The organism is Noviherbaspirillum agri, from assembly GCF_054780595.1.
Genome location: NZ_BAAGWA010000007.1, coordinates 47,029 through 69,444 on the forward strand (window position 1 = coordinate 47,029; position 22,416 = coordinate 69,444).

17 protein-coding genes and 1 pseudogene are annotated in these 22,416 nt (G+C 61.0%); 4 read left to right on the plus strand and 14 right to left on the minus strand.

The window, feature by feature from the left end; translation table 11 throughout:
* Positions 1-129: 129 nt before the first annotated feature.
* Positions 130-1,158, plus strand: a complete 1,029-nt coding sequence (gene tsaD, locus ACYVIA_RS13690) for a tRNA (adenosine(37)-N6)-threonylcarbamoyltransferase complex transferase subunit TsaD (RefSeq protein WP_460841918.1) — start codon at positions 130-132, stop codon at positions 1,156-1,158.
* A 206-nt stretch (positions 1,159-1,364) separates the two neighbouring features.
* Here tsaD and ACYVIA_RS13695 read toward each other — a convergent pair whose 3' ends face one another.
* Positions 1,365-2,288 carry a DUF389 domain-containing protein gene (locus tag ACYVIA_RS13695; protein ID WP_460841657.1) on the minus strand — a complete coding sequence of 308 codons (924 nt, stop codon included), beginning with the start codon at positions 2,286-2,288 and terminating at the stop codon, positions 1,365-1,367.
* 579 nt (positions 2,289-2,867) lie between these two features.
* Here ACYVIA_RS13695 and ACYVIA_RS13700 point away from each other — a divergent pair.
* Together ACYVIA_RS13700 and ACYVIA_RS13705 are read left to right on the plus strand one after the other, a co-directional pair.
* Positions 2,868-3,494, plus strand: a complete 627-nt coding sequence (locus tag ACYVIA_RS13700) for a cation transporter (RefSeq protein ID WP_460841659.1) — start codon at positions 2,868-2,870, stop codon at positions 3,492-3,494.
* A 248-nt stretch (positions 3,495-3,742) separates the two neighbouring features.
* A pseudogene (locus ACYVIA_RS13705) lies at positions 3,743-4,051 on the plus strand (efflux RND transporter permease subunit); the annotation flags it as partial.
* A 229-nt stretch (positions 4,052-4,280) separates the two neighbouring features.
* On the opposite strand, the gene plsY reads toward ACYVIA_RS13705, so the two are convergent.
* From plsY to ACYVIA_RS13720, 3 genes are all read right to left on the minus strand, one after another.
* A complete protein-coding gene (gene plsY, locus ACYVIA_RS13710; RefSeq protein WP_460841661.1) occupies positions 4,281-4,886 on the minus strand; it encodes a glycerol-3-phosphate 1-O-acyltransferase PlsY in 606 nt (201 codons plus the stop codon).
* A 34-nt stretch (positions 4,887-4,920) separates the two neighbouring features.
* A complete protein-coding gene (gene ybaK, locus ACYVIA_RS13715) occupies positions 4,921-5,412 on the minus strand; it encodes a Cys-tRNA(Pro) deacylase (protein ID WP_460841662.1) in 492 nt (163 codons plus the stop codon).
* Positions 5,413-5,508: 96 nt separating this feature from the next.
* Positions 5,509-12,102 (minus strand): EAL domain-containing protein, encoded by a 6,594-nt coding sequence (locus ACYVIA_RS13720; protein ID WP_460841664.1) that lies wholly within the window; start codon positions 12,100-12,102, stop codon positions 5,509-5,511.
* Positions 12,103-12,605: 503 nt separating this feature from the next.
* Here ACYVIA_RS13720 and phaP point away from each other — a divergent pair.
* On the plus strand, positions 12,606-13,169 hold the full coding sequence (gene phaP / locus ACYVIA_RS13725) for a TIGR01841 family phasin (protein ID WP_460841666.1): 564 nt from the start codon (positions 12,606-12,608) through the stop codon (positions 13,167-13,169).
* 418 nt (positions 13,170-13,587) lie between these two features.
* Here the strand turns inward: phaP and ACYVIA_RS13730 are convergent, their stop codons facing one another.
* The 10 genes from ACYVIA_RS13730 to ACYVIA_RS13775 form a co-directional block, all read right to left on the minus strand.
* Positions 13,588-13,923, minus strand: coding sequence for a hypothetical protein (locus ACYVIA_RS13730; RefSeq protein ID WP_460841668.1), 336 nt, complete (start codon positions 13,921-13,923; stop codon positions 13,588-13,590).
* Positions 13,924-13,988: 65 nt separating this feature from the next.
* Positions 13,989-14,384, minus strand: coding sequence for a YbaN family protein (locus ACYVIA_RS13735; protein ID WP_460841669.1), 396 nt, complete (start codon positions 14,382-14,384; stop codon positions 13,989-13,991).
* A 60-nt stretch (positions 14,385-14,444) separates the two neighbouring features.
* Entirely contained in the window at positions 14,445-15,374 is a 930-nt protein-coding gene (gene xerD / locus ACYVIA_RS13740) for a site-specific tyrosine recombinase XerD (protein WP_460841671.1), read from the minus strand.
* Positions 15,374-15,871, minus strand: a complete 498-nt coding sequence (locus tag ACYVIA_RS13745) for a methylated-DNA--[protein]-cysteine S-methyltransferase (RefSeq protein WP_460841673.1) — start codon at positions 15,869-15,871, stop codon at positions 15,374-15,376. The genes xerD and ACYVIA_RS13745 overlap by 1 nt, the downstream gene beginning before the upstream one ends.
* Before the next feature lie 356 nt (positions 15,872-16,227).
* Positions 16,228-17,727, minus strand: coding sequence for a tripartite tricarboxylate transporter permease (locus tag ACYVIA_RS13750; RefSeq protein WP_460841675.1), 1,500 nt, complete (start codon positions 17,725-17,727; stop codon positions 16,228-16,230).
* Positions 17,728-17,739: 12 nt separating this feature from the next.
* A complete protein-coding gene (locus ACYVIA_RS13755; RefSeq protein ID WP_460841677.1) occupies positions 17,740-18,201 on the minus strand; it encodes a tripartite tricarboxylate transporter TctB family protein in 462 nt (153 codons plus the stop codon).
* A gap of 192 nt (positions 18,202-18,393) precedes the next feature.
* The gene (locus ACYVIA_RS13760; RefSeq protein WP_460841679.1) at positions 18,394-19,368 is read right to left on the minus strand and encodes a tripartite tricarboxylate transporter substrate binding protein BugD; all 975 of its coding nucleotides are present in this window, start codon (positions 19,366-19,368) and stop codon (positions 18,394-18,396) included.
* A 311-nt stretch (positions 19,369-19,679) separates the two neighbouring features.
* The gene (locus tag ACYVIA_RS13765) at positions 19,680-20,105 is read right to left on the minus strand and encodes a universal stress protein (RefSeq protein WP_460841681.1); all 426 of its coding nucleotides are present in this window, start codon (positions 20,103-20,105) and stop codon (positions 19,680-19,682) included.
* Between the two features lie 48 nt (positions 20,106-20,153).
* Positions 20,154-20,891, minus strand: coding sequence for a TerC family protein (locus tag ACYVIA_RS13770; RefSeq protein WP_460841920.1), 738 nt, complete (start codon positions 20,889-20,891; stop codon positions 20,154-20,156).
* Between the two features lie 369 nt (positions 20,892-21,260).
* Positions 21,261-22,235: a tripartite tricarboxylate transporter substrate binding protein BugE gene (locus tag ACYVIA_RS13775; protein ID WP_460841683.1), complete on the minus strand. Its 975-nt coding sequence runs from the start codon at positions 22,233-22,235 to the stop codon at positions 21,261-21,263.
* Positions 22,236-22,416: the final 181 nt, after the last annotated feature.

Genomic DNA, 22,416 nt, shown 5'->3' on the forward strand with positions numbered 1-22,416 from the left:
GCCAACCGGTCGGACGGCATTTCCGAACCGTTTGCAATCATTCATCGGCGCCCGGGAATCATAGGATTGACCGGAGCTTTCCTTTAGAATAGGGCTTTGCAAAAGCTTGCCCAACTCCCCTTCCCTCCTATGCTTGTCCTCGGCGTCGAATCCTCCTGTGATGAAACCGGTATTGCGTTGTACGACACACAACGCGGCCTGCTCGCGCACGCGCTCCATTCCCAGGTGGCGATGCACGAGGAATACGGCGGCGTCGTGCCGGAGCTCGCATCGCGCGACCACATTCGCCGCGCGATTCCGCTGCTGGAACAGGTGCTGAAGAATGCGGACGTGCCGCGCACTGCGATCGATGCCATCGCGTACACGCAAGGCCCCGGACTGGCCGGTGCGTTGCTGGTCGGCGCGTCAGTCGCATGCGGACTTGGCCTTGCGCTGGACAAGCCGGTGCTCGGTGTGCACCACCTCGAAGGCCACTTGCTGTCGCCGCTGCTGTCGGGCACGCCGCCGGAATTCCCCTTCGTTGCGTTGCTGATCTCCGGCGGCCATACGCAGCTGATGCGCGTGGATGGTGTCGGCCAGTACACCTTGCTAGGCGAAACGCTGGACGATGCCGCGGGTGAAGCATTCGACAAGTCGGCCAAGCTGCTCGGGCTCGGCTATCCGGGCGGCCCGGCCATCTCTCGCCTCGCCGAGTTCGGCGACCCGGACGTGTACAAACTCCCGCGCCCGATGCTGCATTCGAAGGACCTGAACTTCTCCTTCTCCGGCCTGAAGACCGCCGTGCTGACGGTGGTGCGGAACCATATCACCAACATTTGCGAGCAGGACAAGGCCAACGTTGCGCGTGCGTTTGTCGATGCGATCGTCGATGTGCTGGTCGCAAAATCTCTCGCCGCCCTGAAGGAAACCGGGCTGAAGCGCCTGGTGATTGCCGGTGGCGTCGGCGCCAACCGCCAGCTGCGTGAAGCACTCAATGCGGCGGCAGCCAAGCGGCGCTTCCGCGTGTTCTATCCGGAGCTGGAGTTCTGCACCGACAACGGGGCGATGATCGCGTTTGCCGGCGCGATGCGGCTGCAGATCAATCCCGATGCCGCCAAACGTGACTATTCCTTCAACGTGCGGCCGCGCTGGCCGCTGGATGAATTGCGCGTCGTGTAAATAGGCGCATCTGCAAGCACGTCGGCCGGTTCACGACGTGAAGAAGACATGGCAGTCGGCCTGTAGTCCCGCCTGTAGTTCCTTTTCAAAATCATTTGCAGAGGCGCGCTCCATCAAAGCTTTGTTCCAGGGCATAGCCGCTTTCGGGCTGAGAGCAGCCGTTGCCTGGGGACGACGTCTCTGTGGGTGCAGGCCATGAATGCCAGCTACCCAAGGGAACGCCGGCGATGGGTGAGCTTTTGTTTCAGCCCAATCACAATGGCGCCCATCAACATGACCACCGCTGCATCAACAGCCCAGCGGGCAAACGCGTCTGCCGCGAGTGCGGTGTTTCCATTGGCGATTGCCATGCCCACAATTGTGATGCTCGGCACCAGCGATAGCGTGATCATGACGCCGGTTGTCAAAACCGAACGCAGGCCCGATACAACAAATGCTCCTGCAGCAGCGCCCAATACCGAGGCCACAACTCCGGGCGTGGAGAAAGACGACCAATAGTTGATCCAGGAACGAGCACTCAGATCATTGCCTGCTATCGCGCCCACGTCTATGGCTTGCAGCACGAGAAAGCCGATTGCTCCGCCTGCCAGAATCATGCAATACCCGACAACGGCGGAGATGGCCCCACCCGATGCAATGCGGCGCGGCCCCGAAATGACGCCGAAAGGAATGCGCAGTAGCGGCTCGAAGGCCGGTGCGATGACCATTGCTCCAACCACGATGTGGATTTTGTCGACCCATAAACCTACTGCCGCGATGGCTCCGGCAAAGAACATCAATGCAAGATAGTTCGAATCGATGTTGGTGTCCTGACGCAGCAGTACCGCCATCTCTTCCCACACAGTTTCATTTGACTCGTCTTCAATGTTCTTTTGGTGTGCAGGAGAAACAATGCCTTTCAATTCGCTCGTCAGGATCGATCCCTGATTCTGCACGCCGAGTTCTGACAGTTTCTGAATGACGACCCGCGCCGCGTTGTTCGTCGTCTGAACGGTGATGATGTCACCTGTCGGATTGAGGGACGTGTTGTGTTGCCGCGCCACTCCAAGCACGCCATCAATTTCGCTAAGGAGCGGAAGCACAGCGTCAGCCATGTCTGCAGATACCGCGACCTGTATCGAGCGTGCCATTTTGCAACTCCCCATGTAGAGCAACAAAAAGTAGACCCAACAGCCCCAATAGAGTTTTTGTTCGGTCCTGGACACGGGTCGAGTCAGGTTTCGCTCAACGATCCACTTTTCGCAATCGGTTCACGGCACTTCAAGTGGAAATCCGCGCGAAAGAAGAACCGGCACTTGATGACTGGCTCTCCTCACTGGCAATGATGAGCTTCTACGACTGCTACTTCACGCCGGAGGAGCATGATTCATGGGCGTTGCGCCGACATCCTCCTCGGCCACTGGCTGGCTGCTGCGCAGCATAAGCCAGCAGCAGTTGATTGCGACCAGCGGCGGGTTACTGATCGTGACCACTCCTCGTGACATTCGGGCTGCCTGGGCTGCTTTCTCTGGTGGATGCACAACAGCTACGCGCCACGTTGAATCTCCAGACCTTGCGTATTCACTTCGATCCATCGATTGACGCACGAATCTGTATTTACTCCTTCAGTAGCAGAGGGGCAATGCTGCTGGTTCACCCCGGCAAGAAAGCGCTTGACTCTGTAGCAGCTACAGAGTGTTTAATCGCACCATACCTGAAAGGAGTTGATCATGTCTGCCTGTTGCTCCGGAGGTTGTGCCTCCGAAAAACCACCCGTCGATACACGCTTTCGCCGCATTCTCTGGATCGCATTGGTCGTCAATGCTGCCATGTTCTTCGTCGAACTGGCCGGTGGCTGGAACGCAGGCTCCGTCTCCTTGCTGGCGGATGCAGTCGACTTTTTCGGTGACGCCGCCAACTACGGCCTGTCGTTGTTCGTCCTGGCCTTGGCGCCGGTCTGGCGCTCGCGAACGGCGCTCATCAAGGGCCTGACAATGGGCGGCTATGGCGTGTTCGTGCTCGGCATGGCCGGATGGAACCTGGCGCACGGTGTCATGCCGGAGCCCGCCACGATGGGCGCCATCGGCTTCCTGGCCCTGCTCGCCAACCTCGCTGTCGCCGTATTGCTCTTCGCTTACCGGAACGGTGACGCGAACATGCGGTCGGTTTGGCTTTGCACCCGCAATGATGCGATCGGCAATGTGGCGGTCATGCTGGCTGCATTGGGCGTGTTCGGCACCGGGTCCGGTTGGCCGGACATCATCGTCGCCGGCGTGATGGGTATGCTCGGCCTGTCGGCGGCACGGGTCGTCGTTGCCCAGGCACGCGGTGAGCTGCAAGCAGCAGGTGCGCACTGATGAATGCAAGCCTGAACATGGCGCTTGAAGGCGAAATGGCGGCGGCATGAGGCCTTTACCGGGCTGGCCGGCTAAATGAGGCATTCCGCCACCTGGAGCGTGCGCATGTGCTCGGCCAGCGTTACGTCCTGCCGCACGTGCGCTCCCATTGGAGGATGCTCCAGGTCGGGCTGGCGCGGCACTCTCCGGCGCAGGTGGGGATGGGCCGTGCAGATTGTGCTCGGCGCGCTGGGTTCGGCTGTCAATATCGTCTCTGTCGGACACACGGGCGGCGCATCGTCATCAGCATCAACGTCCGTGGCCGCGACATCGGTTCCTTCGTGTCCGAGGCCGACGCGCGAATCCGATAGCAGGTGCAGATCCCGGCCGGTTACTGGACCACCTGGGGCAGCCCGTTCGATCAGCTGCAGTCAGCCGCGCAGCGCCTGCAGGTCGTGGTACCCGTCGCCCTGCTGCTCATCTTTAGCGGCATTCCGTTTGCGCTGACCGGTGGCATTGTCGCGCTGTGGCTGTTGCCTTGTCCGTATCGCATGTCGCCAGCATTGCGGACAATCGCAAAGTACACAATCACGATGACAAGAAAGGCGGTGAACATGCCCATGACGCCAAGGCGCAGTACGGCGGCGTTGTTGCCGTGGTCAAGGATAGGAATCAAGGCAGCTGCCCGCCTGGCGTGGAGGCAGCCGCAACGCAGGCCATTCCAGCATTTCGATGATGCAAACTGCTGCAGCTTGAAAACGTCAATCGACCGCTTCGCGTTTTCTGCCGCGATATTTTCGGGGATGCCTATTTCTTCTTGCTGCCGATGCGGCTTTCCTTGCCGGCCATCAGGTTGGCAATATTCTGGCGGTGCCGGTAGATCAGCAGGCCGCTCATCGCCGCCACTGCCAGCAGCTTCGCATCGGTGCCGAACAGCAGTCCGTAATAGAACGGTGCAAACACGCTGGCGATCAGCGCGCCCAGCGACGAATAGCGGAAGGCATACACGACCACCAGCCAGGTCACCAGCGTCGCCAGGCCGAGCCAGCCGTTGAGTGCGAGCAGCACGCCGAGCGCCGTTGCAACACCCTTGCCGCCGACAAAGCGATGAAAGACCGGCCACAGGTGGCCGAGAAACACGGCGATAGCGACCAGCGCGATGCCGGTATCGCCGACGCCGTACTGCTCGCCGAAACGCATCGCCAGCCAGACCGCCAGCCAGCCTTTTGCGCCGTCGCCGAGCAGTGTCAATGCCGCTGCCGCCTTGTTGCCGCTGCGCAGCACGTTGGTTGCGCCCGGGTTTTTTGAACCATAGGTGCGCGGGTCGGCCAGGCCGAACAGTTTGCTGACCACGACGGCAAACGACACGGAGCCGATCAGGTAGGCAGCGATGGCAAACAACACGGTATTCATTCTCTCCCTTTCAATACTTTTTCTTCGAGCGCGCTTATTCTTCGAGCGCGCAGTGCACTGCCTTGACGGGCAACACTTTTAACAGGACTTGCGGATCGATGCCGACCAGGTAGCCGCGCCGTCCGCCATTGATATAGATCTTGTCGAGCGCAAGGATGCTTTCTTCCACATAGACCGGCATCGCTTTTCGTGTGCCGAACGGTGACGTGCCGCCGACCAGGTAGCCGGAATGGCGGTTTGCCACTTCCGGCTTGCAGGGCTCGACCGACTTGCAGCCGATCTGGCGCGCGAGGTTCTTGGTCGAGACCTTGCGGTCGCCGTGCATCAGCACGATCAGCGGCTTGGCAGCCTCGTCCTGCATGATGAGCGTCTTGACAACACAGTGTTCATCCACGCCCAGCTCGCGCGACGACACCGCAGTGCCGCCATGCTCCTCGTACTCATAGGGATGTTCGGTGAATGCGACGCCCTGCTTGCGCAGGAACTGCGTCGCTGGCGTCTCGGAAACGTGTTCTTTCTTGGCCATGCGTGCACACTCGAAAAGTTGGCGCACATTATGCAACAAGAAACCGGCTTTGCGATGCTTCCCGGTGCATTGCGGCGACAGGGTGTTACACGAACGTCACCCTTCTTGTTTGCGCAGCAAGGACTCGAAATCGTCCGCCGGCACGGGCCTGCTGTAGAAATAGCCCTGCGCGTAGACGCCTCGGTGCATGCCGAGGAAGGTCGCCTGCTCTGCCGTTTCCACGCCCTCTGCGATCACTTTCAGGTGCAGGCTGTGCGCCATTGCAATGATCGCATTGACGATGGCGACATCGTTCTGCTGCTGGCCGATGCCGCTCACGAAGGAGCGGTCGATCTTCAATGCATCGATCGGGAAGCGCTTCAGGTAGGACAGGCTGGAATAGCCGGTGCCGAAGTCGTCCACCGACAGCTGCAGCCCCATGCCGCTCAGCTGCTGCAGCGGCGCGAGGTTTTCCTCGCTTGGCTGCATCAGCACGCTTTCGGTAATCTCCAGCTCGATCGACGCGGGCGGCACGCCGGCTTCAGCAAGGATGCGGGCGACCAGATCAGCAAAACCGGGTTGCATCAGCTGGCGCGCGGACAGGTTGACCGCAATGCCAAGCTCCAGATGGCCGGCATCGCGCCAGCGCCGCAACTGTGCGCAGGCCTCGCGCAACACCCATTCGCCGATGGGCAGGATCAGGCCGGTTTCTTCGGCGATCGGGATGAACTCGATCGGCGCGATGGCGCCACGCTCCGTCTGCTGCCAGCGCAACAACGCCTCTGCGGAGCAGATCCGCCCGGTGGCGATATCCACCTGCGGCTGGTAATGCAGGCTGAACTCGCCGCGCGCAATCGCCTGGCGCAGGCAGTTGGCAATCAGGAGCCGGTGCTGGGCGGTGGCGTTCAGGCTTTGCGTGAAGAACTGGTAATTGCCCCGTCCCTTTTCCTTTGCGTGATACATCGCGGTATCGGCCGCACGCATCAGTGTATCGGCGTCGTCGCCATCGTTCGGATACAGGCTGATGCCGATGCTGCAGCTGGCATGCAACTGGTGTTCGTCAACCTGGAACGGTGCGGCAAGCTCGTCCAGGATTTTCTGCGCCACCATCGCCGCCGCACGGTCGTCGTCCATCGCGGGCAACACCAGCACGAATTCGTCCCCGCCCTGCCGCCCCAAACTATCACCGCGGCGCAGGCAGATCTGAAGGCGATGCGCGACCAGCTGAAGCAGCCGGTCGCCGACCTGATGGCCGAGCGAATCGTTGATGTGCTTGAAGTAATCCAGGTCGATGAACATGACCGCCACCATCTTCTGCATGCGCTGCGCCTGCGCGACGGCCTGCTTCAAGCGGTCCTGCAGCAGCAGGCGGTTGGGCAGGCTGGTGAGCGAATCATGATTGGCCATGTAGCTGATGCGCTCTTCCGCCTGCTTGCGCTCGATCGCGATGCCCGCAATCCGCGTTGCCATGTCGGCCAGGCGCACTTCGCCGGGCGTCGGCCCGCCCACCCGGCGCGCGAACATGCCGAAGGTGCCGAGCACCGCCCCCTTCTGCGACAGGATGGGCGTCGACCAGCAGGCGCGCAGGCCATGCGCAAGCGCCGGCTCGCGGCAGTGCTCCCAGAGCGGATCGTGCTCGATGTCCGTTGCAATTATGCGTTCGCCCTGATACATCGCCATGCCGCAGGAGCCGGTGTGCGGCCCGATGATCATGCCTTCCAGGCTGGCGAGATAGGATGCCGGCAGGCTCGGTGCGGCGCCGACATGCGCGGCACGGCCATTCTCGTCGAGCAGCAGGATGATGCCGGGCATGTCGTCGGACTGCGTCTCGACCAGCTCGACCAGGCTGCACAAGACGGCGGACAGCGATGCGCCGGTTGCAATCATTTCCAGCACATGCGCCTGGCCGACATGCAGCGCCTCCGACTGCTTGCGTTCGGTGATTTCCTTTCCCGTGCCGCGATAGCCGCGGAAAGTGCCCTGCTCGTCAAAGATCGGCTCGCCATTGATGCTGTACCAGAGCCGTCGCCCGCCCCGGGTCCGCACCATGTATTCCACGCCCTCGAACGGCAGCCTGGCGTTGACCAGTTTCAGGTGTTGCTCCAGCACCGCCGGATCGAGCGGATGGAGTTCGATCGGCAGCTCCGTGCGCTTCTTGCCGACGACCTCGGAAGCCGTCATGCCGCCAATGCGTGCAACGCCATCCGAAATCATCGTGAAACGCATGTGCTCGTCCTGCTCCCAGTACCAGTCGGAGGAGAGATTGGTCAGGCGGCGGAACCGGTCCTCGCTCTGCAACAACTCGCGCTGGACGCGGTGCCGCTCAGCGTTCTCCTCCTTGAGTTCGGAATAGAGCCTGGCGTTTTCCAGGGAGATCGCCGCCTGCGAGGTCAGCAGCTCCAGTACGCCCTGCGCATCCGGCGGGAAGGCGCCGGTGACCAGGTTGTTCTCGAGATAGAGCAGGCCGACGAGTTCGGCCTGCCGGAAGATCGGCTGGCACAGTACGGACTTCGGCTGCGTGCGCGCAATGTACGGGTCCGCAGCAAACCGGCTGTCGGTGGCGGCATTCCCGAGCAGCAGCTTTTGCCGTGTGCGCCAGACGTAATTCACCACCGACACCGGCAGGAGCGGCGATGACAGCAGCGATTGCGATGCCAGCCTCCGCACCTCGATGCCGCCGCGCTCGTCGAGCTGCGCTTCGGCTTCGATCGCCAGGCAATGCTGGTTCTGCAGGATCACATAGCCCTTCTGCGCACCGGCCTGTTCGATCACGACCTGCAACAGCTTGGCAAGCAGCTGGTCAAAGGCGATTTCTCCGGACAAGGCTTGTGACGCCTTGATCACGGCGAGCGCGTCCAGCCGCAGCGCGCTGTCGAGGGCGGCGTTGTCGGCCATCGCTTCGCCGCCGCTCAGTTGCGGATAGAGCGCTTCCAGTTGCCGCAGCTTGCCGCCCGCGCCCCAGCGCTGGTAGCCGGCATGTGCCTGCCGCAGATAGACATCGGCGCTGCGCGCGGAACCATGGGTACGGTAAAAATCCGCGGCAAGTTCGCAGGCCAGCGCCTCGTTCTGCATGAAGCCATGCGCACCGGCCAGCCGGATCGCCTGCTCGTAGCGCTGTATCGCGTCGAGGTCACGTCCTTCGATGCGCGCCACCTCGGCGGACACCAGGGCATAGCGGTTCATGTAGTTCTCCGGGCAATTCTTTGCCCAGAGCTTGAGCTTGCCGAGATGGGATTGCAGCGTCTGTGCATCCTCTTCGCGTTGTGCGGCGTCGGCCTGCGCGTGCAGCGCCGTCAGCGTCAGCGCGTGAATGAAGCAGTGCGTCGCCTCGATCGGCATGGACTTCATCACGTCGCGCATGCCTTCGGCCTGCTTCGCATAATCGAGTGCATCGGCGTAGCGGCGGTAGATGAAGGCCGCCAGCTGCTTCATCACGAGATAGAACGCGACGCCCGAGCGGAAATGCGCGTGCCGGAAGATCTCCACGCATTCCGTTTCGTCAAACGCGCGGTCGCTGAAACTGCCCGGACCTTGTGTCGCCCCCTGCAGGCAGGCGATGAACTGCTGCTGCAGCCGCACGCTGCGATATGCGCCGTCGTTGTGGCTCTGCTGCGCAAATGCCGCATATTTCTGCGACGCCTTCATGACCTCGTCCAGCGGGTCGCCCTTTTCCAGCAATTGCCACGGCGTTCGGTAGCAGGCATAGCCAGACCAGACGAGGTCGCCGACCTCCACGCTGGCGCGGAAAGCCGCTTCCATCACGGGGATGTTGGCGGCGAAAGGCTTGTGCCAGAAGTTCAGGTAATTGCCGTGCATGAACAGCAGCGATCCCTTGCGCCTGACGTCGTTGAACCGGTCGTTGAGCTTCAGCGCGAGTTCGGAAAATTCGTAGCCGGAGGAGATGTCGCCGAGGACCGAGCCGAGAACCACCGCATAGGCACCATAGACGACACAGGATTTCTCGGTGTTGCCATGCGCCAGCGACAGGTTCATGGCTTTGAGAATCAGCAGCGGATACAGGCGGTTGCGCGCCACGAAAGCACACGGCACCAGGTCAGCCAGCAAACCGATGCACGCGACCGGCTCCGGATCGACTGCCACCGGCGCGTCAAACAGGTCGGCCGGGCGGCGTTTCCCCAGGCCGGCATTGAAGCGTTGCCGCTCGGCCTGCGTCTGTGCATCGATTTGCTCGTCCGTCTGCGGGAACACGATGCCAAACTCGGCCAGTGCATTCAGCCCGGCAATCACGCCGTCTTCAAAGCGGCCGGCGGTCTGGCAGAAGTTGATGCGCAAACCATGCACCTTGGCGGCATCCAGCCTGGAACCGGCGTGCTGCAGGATCAGCTTGAAGAGCGCTTCCGCCCGTTCGGCATTGCCGACCAGGTATTCGCATTCGGCCAGCTCGAGATGGCTGCTGAAGGCTTCCTCGTAATGCGTCGTCCATGCCTGCGGGGATAGCAGCGCGACTGCACGCGCGAAATAGTCGCGCCCTGCGGCAAAGGCAATCGACGCCTTGGCCTTTCTGCCTGCCGCCAGGTTGAGCCGGCACAATTGTTCGCGCTCGCGCTCATTGTCGATCAGTGGTGCGCCCTGGTTGAGCTGGTGGACGACATCGAATACCTGTTCATCCAGCTCCGCCGGCGGCATATGCGACACGAAGCGGCGGCCGATCTGCAAGTGCACTGCTGCGCGCTGTTGCGGGTCAAGCAGGGAATAGGCGGCTTCCTGGACCCGGTCGTGCATGAACTTGTACCGGTTCCCGAAGCGGAACACGAGCCCGGCCTGCACGGCCTCGTCCATTGCAGCATGTACATCCTTTTCCGTAGTGCCCAGTGCGAGGGCAAGCATGGCGAGCTTTGCGCTGGTGCCGAGGCAGGCAAATTTGCGCAAGGCCTGTTGCGCCGATGGCGAAAGCCGACGCAACCGGGCGACCATGAACTCGGCCACATTGTCGGTAAAGCCGTGCGCACGAATGCGGTCCATGTCCCAGTCCCAGCCGGGAATATCCGGGTTGAACCGGATCAGCTTCTGCTCATGCAGCGCGGACAGGAACTGGATGGCGAAGAAGGGATTGCCATCGGTTTTATCCTGCAGCAGCTGCGCCAGCGGCGCGACATCCTGTTGTGAGCGGTGCAGCGCATCGCTGAGCAGCGTCTCCATGGCGTCGCCGGCAAGCGGTGCGAGCATGACATTGGTGATCGGCGTGCCGGCATCGCGTATCGCGTCCAGGCTGGCGTGCAGCGGGTGCATCGCGCCGACCTCGTTGTCCCGATAGGCACAGACCGGCAGGAAGTACTGCGTCTCGGCATGCGTGAGCAGGCTCTTGAGCAGTGCAAGGCTGGCCGCATCCGCCCATTGCATGTCATCGAGGAACAGCACGAGCGGATGCGCCTTTTGCGCAAAGACCCCGATGAACTTGCGGAACACGATGCGGAAACGGTTGCGGGCATCGGTCGGCGGCACTTCGGGCAGTGGCGGCTGCGGGCCGATGATCAGCCCTACCGGCGGGATCACGTCGATGATGAGTTGCGCGTTGACGCCAAGTGCTTCAGTGAGGCGCGTGCGCCATGCGGCAATGTGCTCCTCGCTTTCGCTCAGCAGTTCCAGCACCAGCTGCGTGAAGGCCTGCACGATGGTCGCATACGGAATGTCACGCTTGGCCTGGTCGAACTTGCCGGCGGCGAAGAAGCCGCGCTGCCGCACGATGGGCTGGTACAGCACATTGACCAATGACGACTTGCCGATGCCGGAGTAGCCCGCTACCAGCACAAGCTCCGGCCGGCCGGTGCCCAGTACGCGCGCGAATGCGTCGCGCAGCTGCGCGATCTCCCGGTCGCGGCCATACAGTTTCTGCGGCAACTGGAAGTGGTCCGGCACGTCCTCCCGGGCGAGCGCGAACGGCGCAATGGAGCCGCTTGCCTGCCATTGCTCCTGGCAGTGCTGCAGGTCTCGCAGCAGTCCTTCCGCGCTTTGGTAGCGGTCCTCCGGGTCCTTGGCCAGCAGCTTCATTACCATGGCCGACAGCATCGGCGGAATACCGGGTCGCACCACGGACGGCGCGGGCGGGATGCGTGCGATATGGCAGTAAACCCATTCGAGCGCGTCGGCAGCTTCAAATGGCAACCGCCCGGTCAGCATCCGGTAAAACACAATGCCGAGCGAGTACAGGTCGCTGCGCCGGTCCGGTGCGCGGTTCATGCGCCCGGTCTGTTCCGGAGCGATGTACGGCCCCGCATCGTCGATGTCGGCACTTGCCTGCGGCGGGCATGGCAGCGACGCGGCACCGCCGAAATCGATCAGCCTTGCTTCGCCGCTGGCGGGATGCAGAAGGATGCTGGCAGGGTCCAGGGCACCGTGGACAACATTGCAGCGGTGGACGTCAGCGAGCGCCGCCACAATGCGGATGGCAATCGGAAGGAATCTTGCGGTATCGATCGGCGCGTCAAGGTGCCGTTCCAGCGGCTCGCCGCCGAAATCCGTCAGCACCAGCGCAGGCCGGCCATCGCATGTGTCGAGCGCTACCGGGCGGACAACGGCTGAAAGCGCCAGCATTCCGCCCATCTGGAAGTCGTTGCGCAGCCGATCGACATGTTCCTGGCGATATCGCTCCGGCACGACTTGCAGCAGCACAGGCGATCCGCCCGCGCGGGAAACGGCCCGGCATAGCATTCCGCGCACGCCCACGTGCAGGATCTCGGCCACTGTATACATCTGGTCCCCGTTGTTCTTATGAATCTTGTCCCTTCGTTAGCTGTACTCCCACAGCTGTGCACCGAATGATGGGAATTGTCCGATTGCAATTTCATTTCTAGCCTAGATCAGGATGAGCTTGCTTACAAGCCTCATCCGTGCTCTTGCAAAAATGAAAACCCGGTTGCCTACCCCTTGCATCTGGCCGGCATGCAGATTGAGCCGCCTCAATGAACTTTGTGATCACACTCGCGCACTAAGGAACGCGCTACAGAGCCGTGATAAAAACAATAGTGGTCGAAATTGCAATGGTTCAGGTAGAACGTGGAGTGCGGCGACGCTCCGTATTTGCAAACTGTTGCCTGTCTTTCGCCATCCGCAGCCTTTCATGGCTCTCCAAAGCTTTTTGTGCGCCGCACAAAAAATATCTTGACTTCACCTGCTTAGCTTGTAGAATGCGTTATGTTGCAGTGCACAATTCGATGTGGTTGACTGCTTTGCCATTTTTCTTGAGGAGAAAATCGATGTTTACCGTTCCTGAACAGTTTTCCAATGTTGCCAAGGCCAATATTGAATCCCAGCTCGCCATCTTCACTACCCTGACCAGCAAGGCTTTCGAAAGCATGGAAAAGGTCGTCGATCTCAACCTGAATGTTGCGAAGGCATCGCTGGAAGACACCTCGATCGCCGCAAAGCAGCTGCTGGCCGCCAAGGACCCGCAAGAGTTCTTTACGCTGACCGCTGCGCAGGCACAGCCGACCGCAGCCAAGGCAATCGCTTATGGCCGACACCTGGCTGGTATCGCCACCAGCGCCCAGGCAGAATTGACGCGCGCTGCCGAAGAGCAGTTTGCAGAAACCGGCCGCAAGGTCTCGGCACTGGTCGATGACGTGTCGAAGAATGCGCCTGCCGGCTCGGAAAACGTGATTGCGATCGTGAAGTCCGCAATCGGCAATGCCAACGCCGGCTACGAGCAGTTCAGCCGGACCACCAAGCAAGCGGTGGAAGTGATGGAAGCGAACATGAACTCGGCCGTCAGCCAATTCACGCAAGCGGCCGAAAAGACCGCCAGCCGCGCACGTAAGTAATCACGGAAATAAGCGCGGAAATAAGCACGGAAGTTTCTTTCCAATGAAAAACGGGCCGTTATGCGGCCCGTTTTTCTATCTGGTCGTCCGCCGGTCTGGCGCAACGACGTGCGGTGTCAAAGACGTGCAACCCAATAGGTTGCACTGAAGGTGGCAGCCACCAAGAGAACATAAGAAATCGTTCGCAAGCTTTCCATCGTTCCTGTCCCAAAAAATGATGAAGGTGCAACTGTACCGGCAGGAAGGCGAGTACCCCTTGAGGGGGCACAAGCACCGATGTACGACGCTTTCGCTTCGGGCAACCAGTGTGCCGATTCCCTTTCGATTCAGGATCACCAGTGTCTCAGCTTTCCATTTTGCAACAAAGGGGGCGTCACATAATGTGGGGAAATCGAGACGCTTTTTTTGTTTCTACTTGTTACGTGCCTTTTGCCAAGGCGAATGGCGGCGCGACGATTGTGTCGTAATGCGACGAGGCATCCTCAAATCGCGACAGGACGGCGCGTGCCTTCGGCGGAACGACGGCAACTTCGTACCGCTCCCCGGCGAACGCCTTCACCGCAGTAATGGAGTCGAACCACATCACGGTCGAGAACTCGACCTCCTCGCCGATGTCGCGGCGCAGCAATGAAATGCCGCGGTATCCGTCCATACCGCGCCGCGCTATTCCCGGAAAGATCTCGGTCAGCAGCAGTTCCTGATACAAAGGCGCGTTCTGCGGCGTGGTCCAGCCGCGCCAGATGCGGGTAATCATATTTACTCTCCTCAGAGCCATGCAGCGCAGTCTGCTGACGTCAGATCGAGTCGGAGCTTGTCCGTTCAACGCTCAGGGCGAGCGCGCTCCTGCGTCGTGCTGCGCAACGTCTTCATGCGCAGGATGAATGTCGTCACACCGATGCCGATGGCTGCCAGCATGAGCTTGAGGAACAGCGGTCCGACGGTGTGAATGGAGTAGCCGAGCGAACCCCACAACAGCAACAGCGTCATCACCTTGCCCTTGAGGGGAATGCCCTTCTTGTCCTCGATGTTGCGCAGGTACTCGCCAAACAGCGGATTGTTCCGCAGCCACCGGTGCAGGCGCTCCGAGCCGCGCACGAAACACGCCGACGCCAGCAACAGGAAGGGCGTTGTCGGCAGCAAGGGCAGGAAGATCCCGAGGATCGCCAGCACGACTGCCACACCTCCGATAATGTTCAGCAGGAATTTCACCGGCATCGTCCTGTTTTCATCCTGTTTTCCTCTTTTTCCCTATCGCACGGTCCCGCGCTGACAATATCAGCCGCGCGGATGATGTTCGGCATGCAGCTTCTTCAGGCGTTCCCGCGCGACATGCGTGTAGATCTGTGTGGTCGAAATGTCCGCATGGCCGAGCAGCAGCTGCACCACACGCAGGTCTGCCCCATGATTGAGCAGGTGCGTCGCGAAGGCATGCCGCAGCGTATGCGGTGACAGCGGCGCGTTGATCTGCGCCTTCAGCGCATATTTCTTGATGAGCGTCCAGAACATCTGGCGCGTCATTGGCCCGCCGCGCGCCGTCACGAACAGCGCATCGTCGACCTGGCCATTCAGGATCGCCGCGCGGCCCTCCTTCAGGTAGCGCTCGATCCATACGCGCGCCTCTTCACCGAAGGGCACCAGCCTGGTCTTGCTGCCCTTGCCGGTAATGCGCAGCACGCCTTCGTTCATGCCGAGCTCCACGGACTTCAGCAGCACCAGTTCGGACACGCGCAGGCCGCTCGCATACATCAGCTCCAGCATCGTCCGGTCGCGCAGGCCGAGCGGTGTGTTGACGTCGGGTGCGGCGAGCAATGCATCGACCTGCCCTTCCGACAAGGTCTTCGGAAAGCGCGGTGGCTGCTTGGCCGACTTCATTTTCAGGCACGGGTCGGCGCTGATCCGGTTCTGCCGCAATGCCAGCTGGTAGAAACGCTTGAGCACCGCAAGCCGCCGGTTGGCCGAGGTCGCCTTGGTGTCGCCATGCCGCGCGGCGAAATAAGCAGTGATGTCGTCGGTGTGCGCTGCGTACAGCGTCTTGCCGCGCTGCGACTGCAACCAGGTCGCGAACAGGCTCATGTCGCGCCGGTAGGCATCGAGCGAATTCTTTGCGAGTCCGTCTTCCAGCCACAAGGTGTCGCAAAACTCGTCGATCGCCGCGCCGCTGGCCGATGACTGCTGCGAGTTCTCCGTAACTACGGCGTCCATCATCAATAACCCTCGACGCCTTCGTGTGCCAGCAGCCAGCGCTTGACACCCAGATGGAATCCGGTTTCGTCGTCATGGTTGGAAAAGCCGCCGAGTCCGCCGGAGGCCGTCACGCGATGGCAAGGGATCACCAGGGGAAACCAGTTCGCACCGCATGCCTGTCCGACTGCGCGCGGCGCGGACTGGATCAGCTTCGCCACCTGCCCGTAGGTCAGCACGTCCCCGCGCGGGATGGACGAGATCACGTCCCAGACCTTGCGCTGGAACGCCGTGCCCGCTTCGGCCAGCGGCAGGTCGAAGCGGAAATCCGGGTCGTTCAGATAGCGCTCGACTTGCTGTGCGGCCTGCTCGGAAAGCTTGTCGACTGGGGCCTTTTCGGTGAAATGGCGTGGCAGATAGACGAGCTCGCGCACGAGGCCGGGCTCGGTGCGGATGCCGATGGCGCCAAACGGCGCTTCGACGATGGCGGCGAACAATTGGCTACTTTGGGTGGCATTCATGGTGAATACAATAACGGTGGTTCACGTCCGCCCCGCGATGGCCGCGGAAGCATGTCGGCCATGCTACACCGACTTGGCGCGCTCCGCGCATTGCTACAGCCTCTTGCAGCAAGAGGAATGCCGCCGCCGCAACAGCGTCGAGGATAACGGCCGGAAAGGTGCCCGAGGACCGTGGTTGCGAACGCATGATCAAGCGCCGCGCTAAGCAGGATGGCAGCGATGTGGTCGATGCTATTCCTGTCGGTTGCGTCGAACGACCTACGCGAGGCGAAAAAAAATCGGCGTGCCCGTTTCCGGGACACGCCGACTGGGAGATACGACCCGCTGCTTGGTATCAGCGGGCATGCGCGTGCCGCTTACTCTTCGAATGCCTCTTCGCGTTTCTTGCGCAGCGACGGGCTCAGCACCACGGCCAGCGCAACCGCAGAGAGGATCAGCATGGTCGCGCTGATCGGGCGCTCCAGGAAGACCATCGGATCGCTGCGCGACAGCAGCAGCGCGCGGCGCAGGTACTCTTCCATCATCGGGCCGATGATGAAGCCCAGCAGCATCGGTGCCGGTTCCATTTCCAGCTTCGCGCAGATGTAGCCGAACAGGCCGAAGATCGCCATCAGGTACACGTCGAAGTTGCTGTTGTTGAGGCTAAAGACGCCGATCGCGCAGAACATCAGGATCGCCGGATACAGGAAGTGGTACGGCACCATGATCATGCGCACCCACAGGCTGATCATCGGCAGGTTCAGCACCAGCAGGAAGAAGTTGCCGATCCACATCGAGACGATGATGCCCCAGAACAAGGCTGGCTGTTCCGTCATCACGGCCGGGCCCGGCTGGATACCCTGGATGATCATCGCGCCGATCATCAGCGCCATCACCGGGTTGGACGGGATGCCGAGGGTGAGCATCGGAATGAAGGAAGTCTGTGCGCCAGCGTTGTTTGCCGATTCCGGTGCCGCCACGCCCTCGATTGCGCCTTTGCCGAACTCGGCGGAGTTCTTCGACACCTTCTTCTCGATCGAATAGGCGGCGAAGGACGCCAGCATGGCACCGCCACCCGGCAGGATGCCGAGCGCAGAACCGAGGCCGGTACCACGCAACACCGGACCGATGATGCGCTTGAGGTCGCTCTTGGTCGGCATCAGTCCTTCCACCTTCTTCACCAGCAGCGTGCGGTTTTCTTCATGCTCGAGGTTGCGGATGATTTCCCCGAGACCGAACATGCCCATCGCGACAATCACGAAGTTGATGCCGTCCATCAGCTGCGGCAGGTCGAAGGTGTAGCGCGGCGTGCCGGAGTTGACGTCGGTGCCGACCAGGCCGAGCAGCAGGCCGAGGATAATCATGCCGATCGCGCGCAGCAGCGAACCGTGCGCCAGCACAACGGAGGCCACCAAACCCAGCACCATCAGCGAAAAGTACTCGGCTGGGCCGAAGTTCAGCGCCAACTCGGCCAGCGGCGGTGCGAACAGTGCGAGCAGGATCGTCGCCACCGTACCGGCAAAGAAGGAGCCAATCGCAGCGGTCGCCAGCGCCTTGCCAGCATGGCCCTTGCGCGCCATCTGGTAGCCGTCAATGGCGGTCACGACCGAGGAGGATTCACCGGGCAGGTTGACTAGGATCGCGGTTGTCGAACCACCGTACTGGGCGCCGTAGTAAATACCGGCCAGCATGATCAGCGCCGACACCGGCGGCAGCGAGAAGGTTGCCGGCAGCAGCATCGCGATGGTCGCGACCGGGCCGAGTCCTGGCAGAACGCCGACGGCGGTGCCGAAGAACACGCCCATCAGGCAGTAGAGCAGATTCGTGAGCGTGAATGCGGTATCAAGACCGAGGCTCAGGTTGCTGAGGATTTCCATGTTTGCTTTTCCTTAGTAGCCGAACCACGAGCCGAGCATCGGCATCGGCAGACCGAGTGCCTTCACAAAGACGAGTATGGCGAACGCCGTCAGGCCAGCGGCCAACAGCACCGCCGGCAGCAAGCGGAACTTCGCGCTGGCAAAGGCACTGATCACGATCAGAGCCGGGACAGCCACGACCAGGCCGGCGCCACGCACGAGGAAGCCGAACAGCAGTACTGCGACAAGGATCAGGATCAGTTCCCGGATAGCGAACTTCTCCAGCGGCATGCCGCTGCGAAGCAGCGAACGGACGACCGAAATGGCGCCAATGATCGCCAGCAGCGCGCCGAGCACCGTCGGGAAGTAAGCCGGGCCCATCCGCCCTGCCGTTCCCATCGTATAGTCGCGGCCGATGACAACAGCGGCCACGCCGAAGACGAGGAAGATAATCCCGGACCAGAAATCACGGGGGTTACGGATGCGAGAGGACAAGGCGGATCTCCTTCATGTTTTTATATTCCATGGGATACGCGGGCGTCGCATCCCATTGTTTGCCGCAGCGAGGTAACGTTGCGCGCAGCGGCCCATCCCACAAGAAAGGCGGGGTTGGAGCCCCCGCCTTTTTTTGTTCTTGCAGCAATACAGCAGACCGGTTATTGACCGGTCGGCGGTCGTTACATGCTCTTAGTCGGCGTACACGCCAGCCTTCTTGATGATCGGCGACCACTTGTCGATCTCGGCCTTCAGGAAGGCGCGGTGCGCTTCCGGGGTTGCCCGGTTTTCCGCGACCGGCTCGGTGCCGAGGTCAGCAAAGCGCTGCTTGACGGTTGCATCCTTCAGGGCCACGCGCAGTGCGCTGGACAGCGTGTCGACAGCTTGCTTCGGCGTACCCTTCGGTGCATACATGCCATGCCATACCGCGACTTCGAAGTTCGGCAGGCCGGCTTCATGCAGCGTCGGCAGGTCCGGCAGCGACGGCACACGGGTCTTCGTGGTCACGCCATAGGCCTTGACCTTGCCGCTCTTGATCTGGCTGGTGGTGTTGGTGGTCTGGTCGCACATGAAGTCCACCTGGCCGCCCAAGAGGTCGTTCATTGCCGGGCCGGTACCCTTGTACGGCACCGTGGTCAGGTCGGCGTCAATGGCGCTCATGAACAGCATGCCGCACAGATGCGATGCGGAGCCCACGCCTGCATTGGCGTAGGTGACCTTGTCCTTGTTGGCCTTGACGTAGGCGAGCAGTTCCTTGAAGTCTTTCGCCGGGAAATCCTTGCGTGCGATGAAGGTCATCGGTACATCGGTGATCAGGCCGATGGTCTCGAAGCTGTCGATCGCGTTGTAGCTCAGCTTGCGGTAGAGCGAGGGAGCGGTGGACTGGCCGATGTGGTGCAGCAGCACGGTGTAGCCGTCCGGGTCGGCCTTCGCCACGCGCGCAACACCGATAGTGCCGCCTGCGCCGCCGACGTTCTCGACGATCACTTGCTGCTTGAGGGTCTTGCTCATGGACTGCGCTACCAGGCGCGCCACGGTGTCGGTCGGGCCGCCGGCCGCGAACGGAACAATCATCGTCACAGGCTTGGTTGGGTACGTTTGTGCATGGGCGAACGTGCTGGCCACAAGCGCGAGACCGGCGACAAACCGCAGGGACTTGATATTCATAAGCAATGCTCCTCTAGTAATTGGTATGGAAAGTGCAGAGACCGAACCAGACCCCTTGACCGCAAAGATGGATGGCGATCTGCAGCGTTCTTTATACCGGATAAGGTATGTCTCCGTGCGCATTATTGCGACATACAGCCCCTATCTCAATTGTGGAAAGCCGCAATCCGCACCGCATCAAAGTCACGTCAAGGGGGAAAAACTGCTGGCTTAGATGACGGATTTATAACAAAGTTACAAAAAAAGAGCCGGCATGCGAGCCGGCCCTTGTTCATGCGGCGGATGGTGCGCCGCAAAAAAAAATCACTGCTTCACTTCACGAGAAGAACAGGCACGTGGGCCAGGTGAATGATCTTGGTTGCGACCGAGCCGAGCAGCAGGCTGGAAATCCCGGACAGGCCCCGGCTGCCGATGACGATCTCTTCGCAGCCCTGCTCCTTTGCATAACGCGTGATCACCTCCGCCGGCTCGCCGACGAAGAGGTGGAACTCGTACTTGATACCGGCAGCATCCAGCTTGGCGCGCGCACCTTCGACGGCCTTGGCGCCCTCTTCCTGGTGATACTGCTTGATCTGCGCCGCATTGACGAAGCTGCTGACGGTGCCGTGCAACGGATGCTGCACGTTCAGCAGGTGAATCTGGTGATCGCCCTTGGAAGCGGAGGCCCGCTTGATCACATGCTCTACGGCATGCATCGAGGATTCCGAACCATCTACGGCCAACAATACTTTCAGCATCGCTATTCTCCGAGAGAAATATTGAACAATTTTGCCGGATATCCGGAATCAGTTGCTGCGTTCGGACGACTGCTTTTCCGCCGCCAGGTCTTCCAGCTTCGCCTCCTTTGCCTCGGCACGGGCGGCCAGCATTTTTCCGACGGTGACGACGACAATCGCGCCGACCACAGGGCCGATCCATTTTGCGGCAGGCAGGGTCGCCTTGAACCATTCCTCCACCGACACATCGCTGACCGCCATGCCGCCGGCGATCCAGCCGAGCAGCGCACCTCCGAGCACAATCACGATCGGGAAACGATCCATCAGCTTGATGACCAGCTGGCTGCCCAGCATGATGATCGGGATGCTCAGGAGCAGGCCGAACACAATCAGGAACTTGCTGTCACCAGCTGCACCCGCAATCGCAATCACGTTATCGAGGCTCATTACCGCATCGGCGACGATGATGGTCTTGATGGCTGCGGCAAGCGTGGCACCGGCTTCGATGTTGTGGCCACCCTCGTCACCTTCCGGCAGAAGGAGCTTGATGCCGATCCACAGCAGGAGCGCCGCACCGACGAGCTTCAGGTAAGGCACGGCCAGCAGCGTTACCGCAAACAGGATCAGCACCACCCGCAGGCCGATCGCACCGGCCATGCCCCACAGGATGCCGAGCTTGCGCTGATGTTCAGGCAGGCGACGGCAGGCAAGTCCGATGACCACCGCATTGTCGCCGCCCAAGACGATATCGATTGCGACGATCTGCAAGACCGCCACCCAGAACTGGGGATTACCGAAGTCCATGATTATCCTAATGAGCTGAAGAAGGTTGATGTGTGCACGAAACGAAAGGGCTCATCGCCGTTGCAGGGAAAGTAGGTAAGGCGTCTGTGGCACGCCGGCCGACTCGCGGAATTATGCAGCAAGCCCGCCAGCGCAACCATCTCCTGCGCATCGATAGCTGTTCGGCGGGCGCAATTATTGCCGCTTTGCACAAACGCGGCAATTGTGGAAAGCCGAACCGTTCCTTCGAAATTACCTGATGCGCGACGCAGCGGCACTGCACTCTCCATGAATGACAAAGGCCATCGCCCTGTGGTTTCCGAGGACGATGGCCTGAAAGCAGCTGCGCGCCGCAGAATCGCGGCGCACGGCCGTTGCAAGGGCGTACCCGCGTCAGACGCCTTCCAGCTTGATCCCCTGCTTTTTGGTGAGGTTCTGCATTTTCTCGAGCTCGGACTTGATTTCCGCCGCATGCTCGGCCGGGGAGTTTCCTACCGGCTCTGCGCCGCTGGCCTTGAGGCGTTCGCGTACTTCCGGCATTTGCAGTACTTTTGCCGTCGCCGCATTCAGCTTCTTGATCACGTCTTCCGGTGTCTTCGCCGGTGCCACGAGGCCGTACCAGGCAGGATCATTCACTTGCTTCAGGCCGAGTTCGGCAAACGTCGGCACGTTGGGCAATGCATCAAGGCGCGTGTTCCAAGCAATCGCGAGTGGTCGCAGCTTGTTCGCCTGAATGTGCGACATCGACGAGGGCAGGTTATCGAACATCATGTCCACCTGGCCGCCGAGCAGATCGTTGAGGGCCGGACCTGCGCCGCGATAGGGAATGTGCAGGATGAAGGTGCCGGTCGATGCCTTGAACTGCTCGCCCACCATGTGCTGGATGCTGCAGGTGCCGGAGGTCGCGTAGTTCAGCTTGCCGGGATTGTTCTTCACATGCTCAAGGAACTGCTTGAAGTCCTGCGCCGGGAACTTCGGGTTGACCGTCAGCACGTTGGGCGTGCGCGCCATGTTGGTGATCGGCGCGAAATCCTGGACCGGATCGTAGCCCAGCTTGGGGTTGCAGGCTGGGTTGACTGCATGCGTGGAGATGGTCGACACGCCGATCGTGTAGCCGTCCGGCTCCGCCTTGGCAATCGCTGACGCACCGATGCTGCCACCGCCACCGCCACGGTTTTCAATCACGACCGGCTGGCCCAGCTCCTTGCCCAGCTTGTCGCCGACGATGCGCGCCACGATATCGGTGGTGCCGCCCGGGGCGAATGGCACGATCACGCGGATGGGCTTGTTGGGATAATTCTGCGCCTGCGCAGTTGCGGCAAATGCCATGCCCGATAACAGGGCCACCAGTAATTTGTTCAGCTTCATTTTGTCTCCTCCATTGTGGATTGCAGCAATTGAGTTGCGGCGTCGCCCGCTTGTGGCGGCATGCGACACGACAGTACAGTGAGCAGCAACTTCTTATCGGCATCTGCATGCCAACTCGAAAATTATAGCCGTGGCAATCTTTTTACGTTTTTACCAAAGCCAAGGAAGGTGCACGAATAGT

Excerpts from the sequence above, each read along its gene's own strand:
- ACYVIA_RS13750 (WP_460841675.1), bottom strand. The coding sequence starts at position 17,727 with ATGGAAATCCTCAGCAACCTGAGCCTCGGTCTTGATACCGCATTCACG.
- ACYVIA_RS13760 (WP_460841679.1), bottom strand. The coding sequence starts at position 19,368 with ATGAATATCAAGTCCCTGCGGTTTGTCGCCGGTCTCGCGCTTGTGGCC.
- plsY (WP_460841661.1), bottom strand. The coding sequence starts at position 4,886 with ATGAATACCGTGTTGTTTGCCATCGCTGCCTACCTGATCGGCTCCGTG.
- tsaD (WP_460841918.1), top strand. The coding sequence starts at position 130 with ATGCTTGTCCTCGGCGTCGAATCCTCCTGTGATGAAACCGGTATTGCG.
- ybaK (WP_460841662.1), bottom strand. The coding sequence starts at position 5,412 with ATGGCCAAGAAAGAACACGTTTCCGAGACGCCAGCGACGCAGTTCCTG.
- ACYVIA_RS13765 (WP_460841681.1), bottom strand. The coding sequence starts at position 20,105 with ATGCTGAAAGTATTGTTGGCCGTAGATGGTTCGGAATCCTCGATGCAT.
- phaP (WP_460841666.1), top strand. The coding sequence starts at position 12,606 with ATGTTTACCGTTCCTGAACAGTTTTCCAATGTTGCCAAGGCCAATATT.
- ACYVIA_RS13695 (WP_460841657.1), bottom strand. The coding sequence starts at position 2,288 with ATGGCACGCTCGATACAGGTCGCGGTATCTGCAGACATGGCTGACGCT.
- ACYVIA_RS13745 (WP_460841673.1), bottom strand. The coding sequence starts at position 15,871 with ATGAATGCCACCCAAAGTAGCCAATTGTTCGCCGCCATCGTCGAAGCG.
- ACYVIA_RS13735 (WP_460841669.1), bottom strand. The coding sequence starts at position 14,384 with ATGCCGGTGAAATTCCTGCTGAACATTATCGGAGGTGTGGCAGTCGTG.
- ACYVIA_RS13700 (WP_460841659.1), top strand. The coding sequence starts at position 2,868 with ATGTCTGCCTGTTGCTCCGGAGGTTGTGCCTCCGAAAAACCACCCGTC.
- ACYVIA_RS13720 (WP_460841664.1), bottom strand. The coding sequence starts at position 12,102 with ATGTATACAGTGGCCGAGATCCTGCACGTGGGCGTGCGCGGAATGCTA.
- ACYVIA_RS13730 (WP_460841668.1), bottom strand. The coding sequence starts at position 13,923 with ATGATTACCCGCATCTGGCGCGGCTGGACCACGCCGCAGAACGCGCCT.
- xerD (WP_460841671.1), bottom strand. The coding sequence starts at position 15,374 with ATGATGGACGCCGTAGTTACGGAGAACTCGCAGCAGTCATCGGCCAGC.
- ACYVIA_RS13775 (WP_460841683.1), bottom strand. The coding sequence starts at position 22,235 with ATGAAGCTGAACAAATTACTGGTGGCCCTGTTATCGGGCATGGCATTT.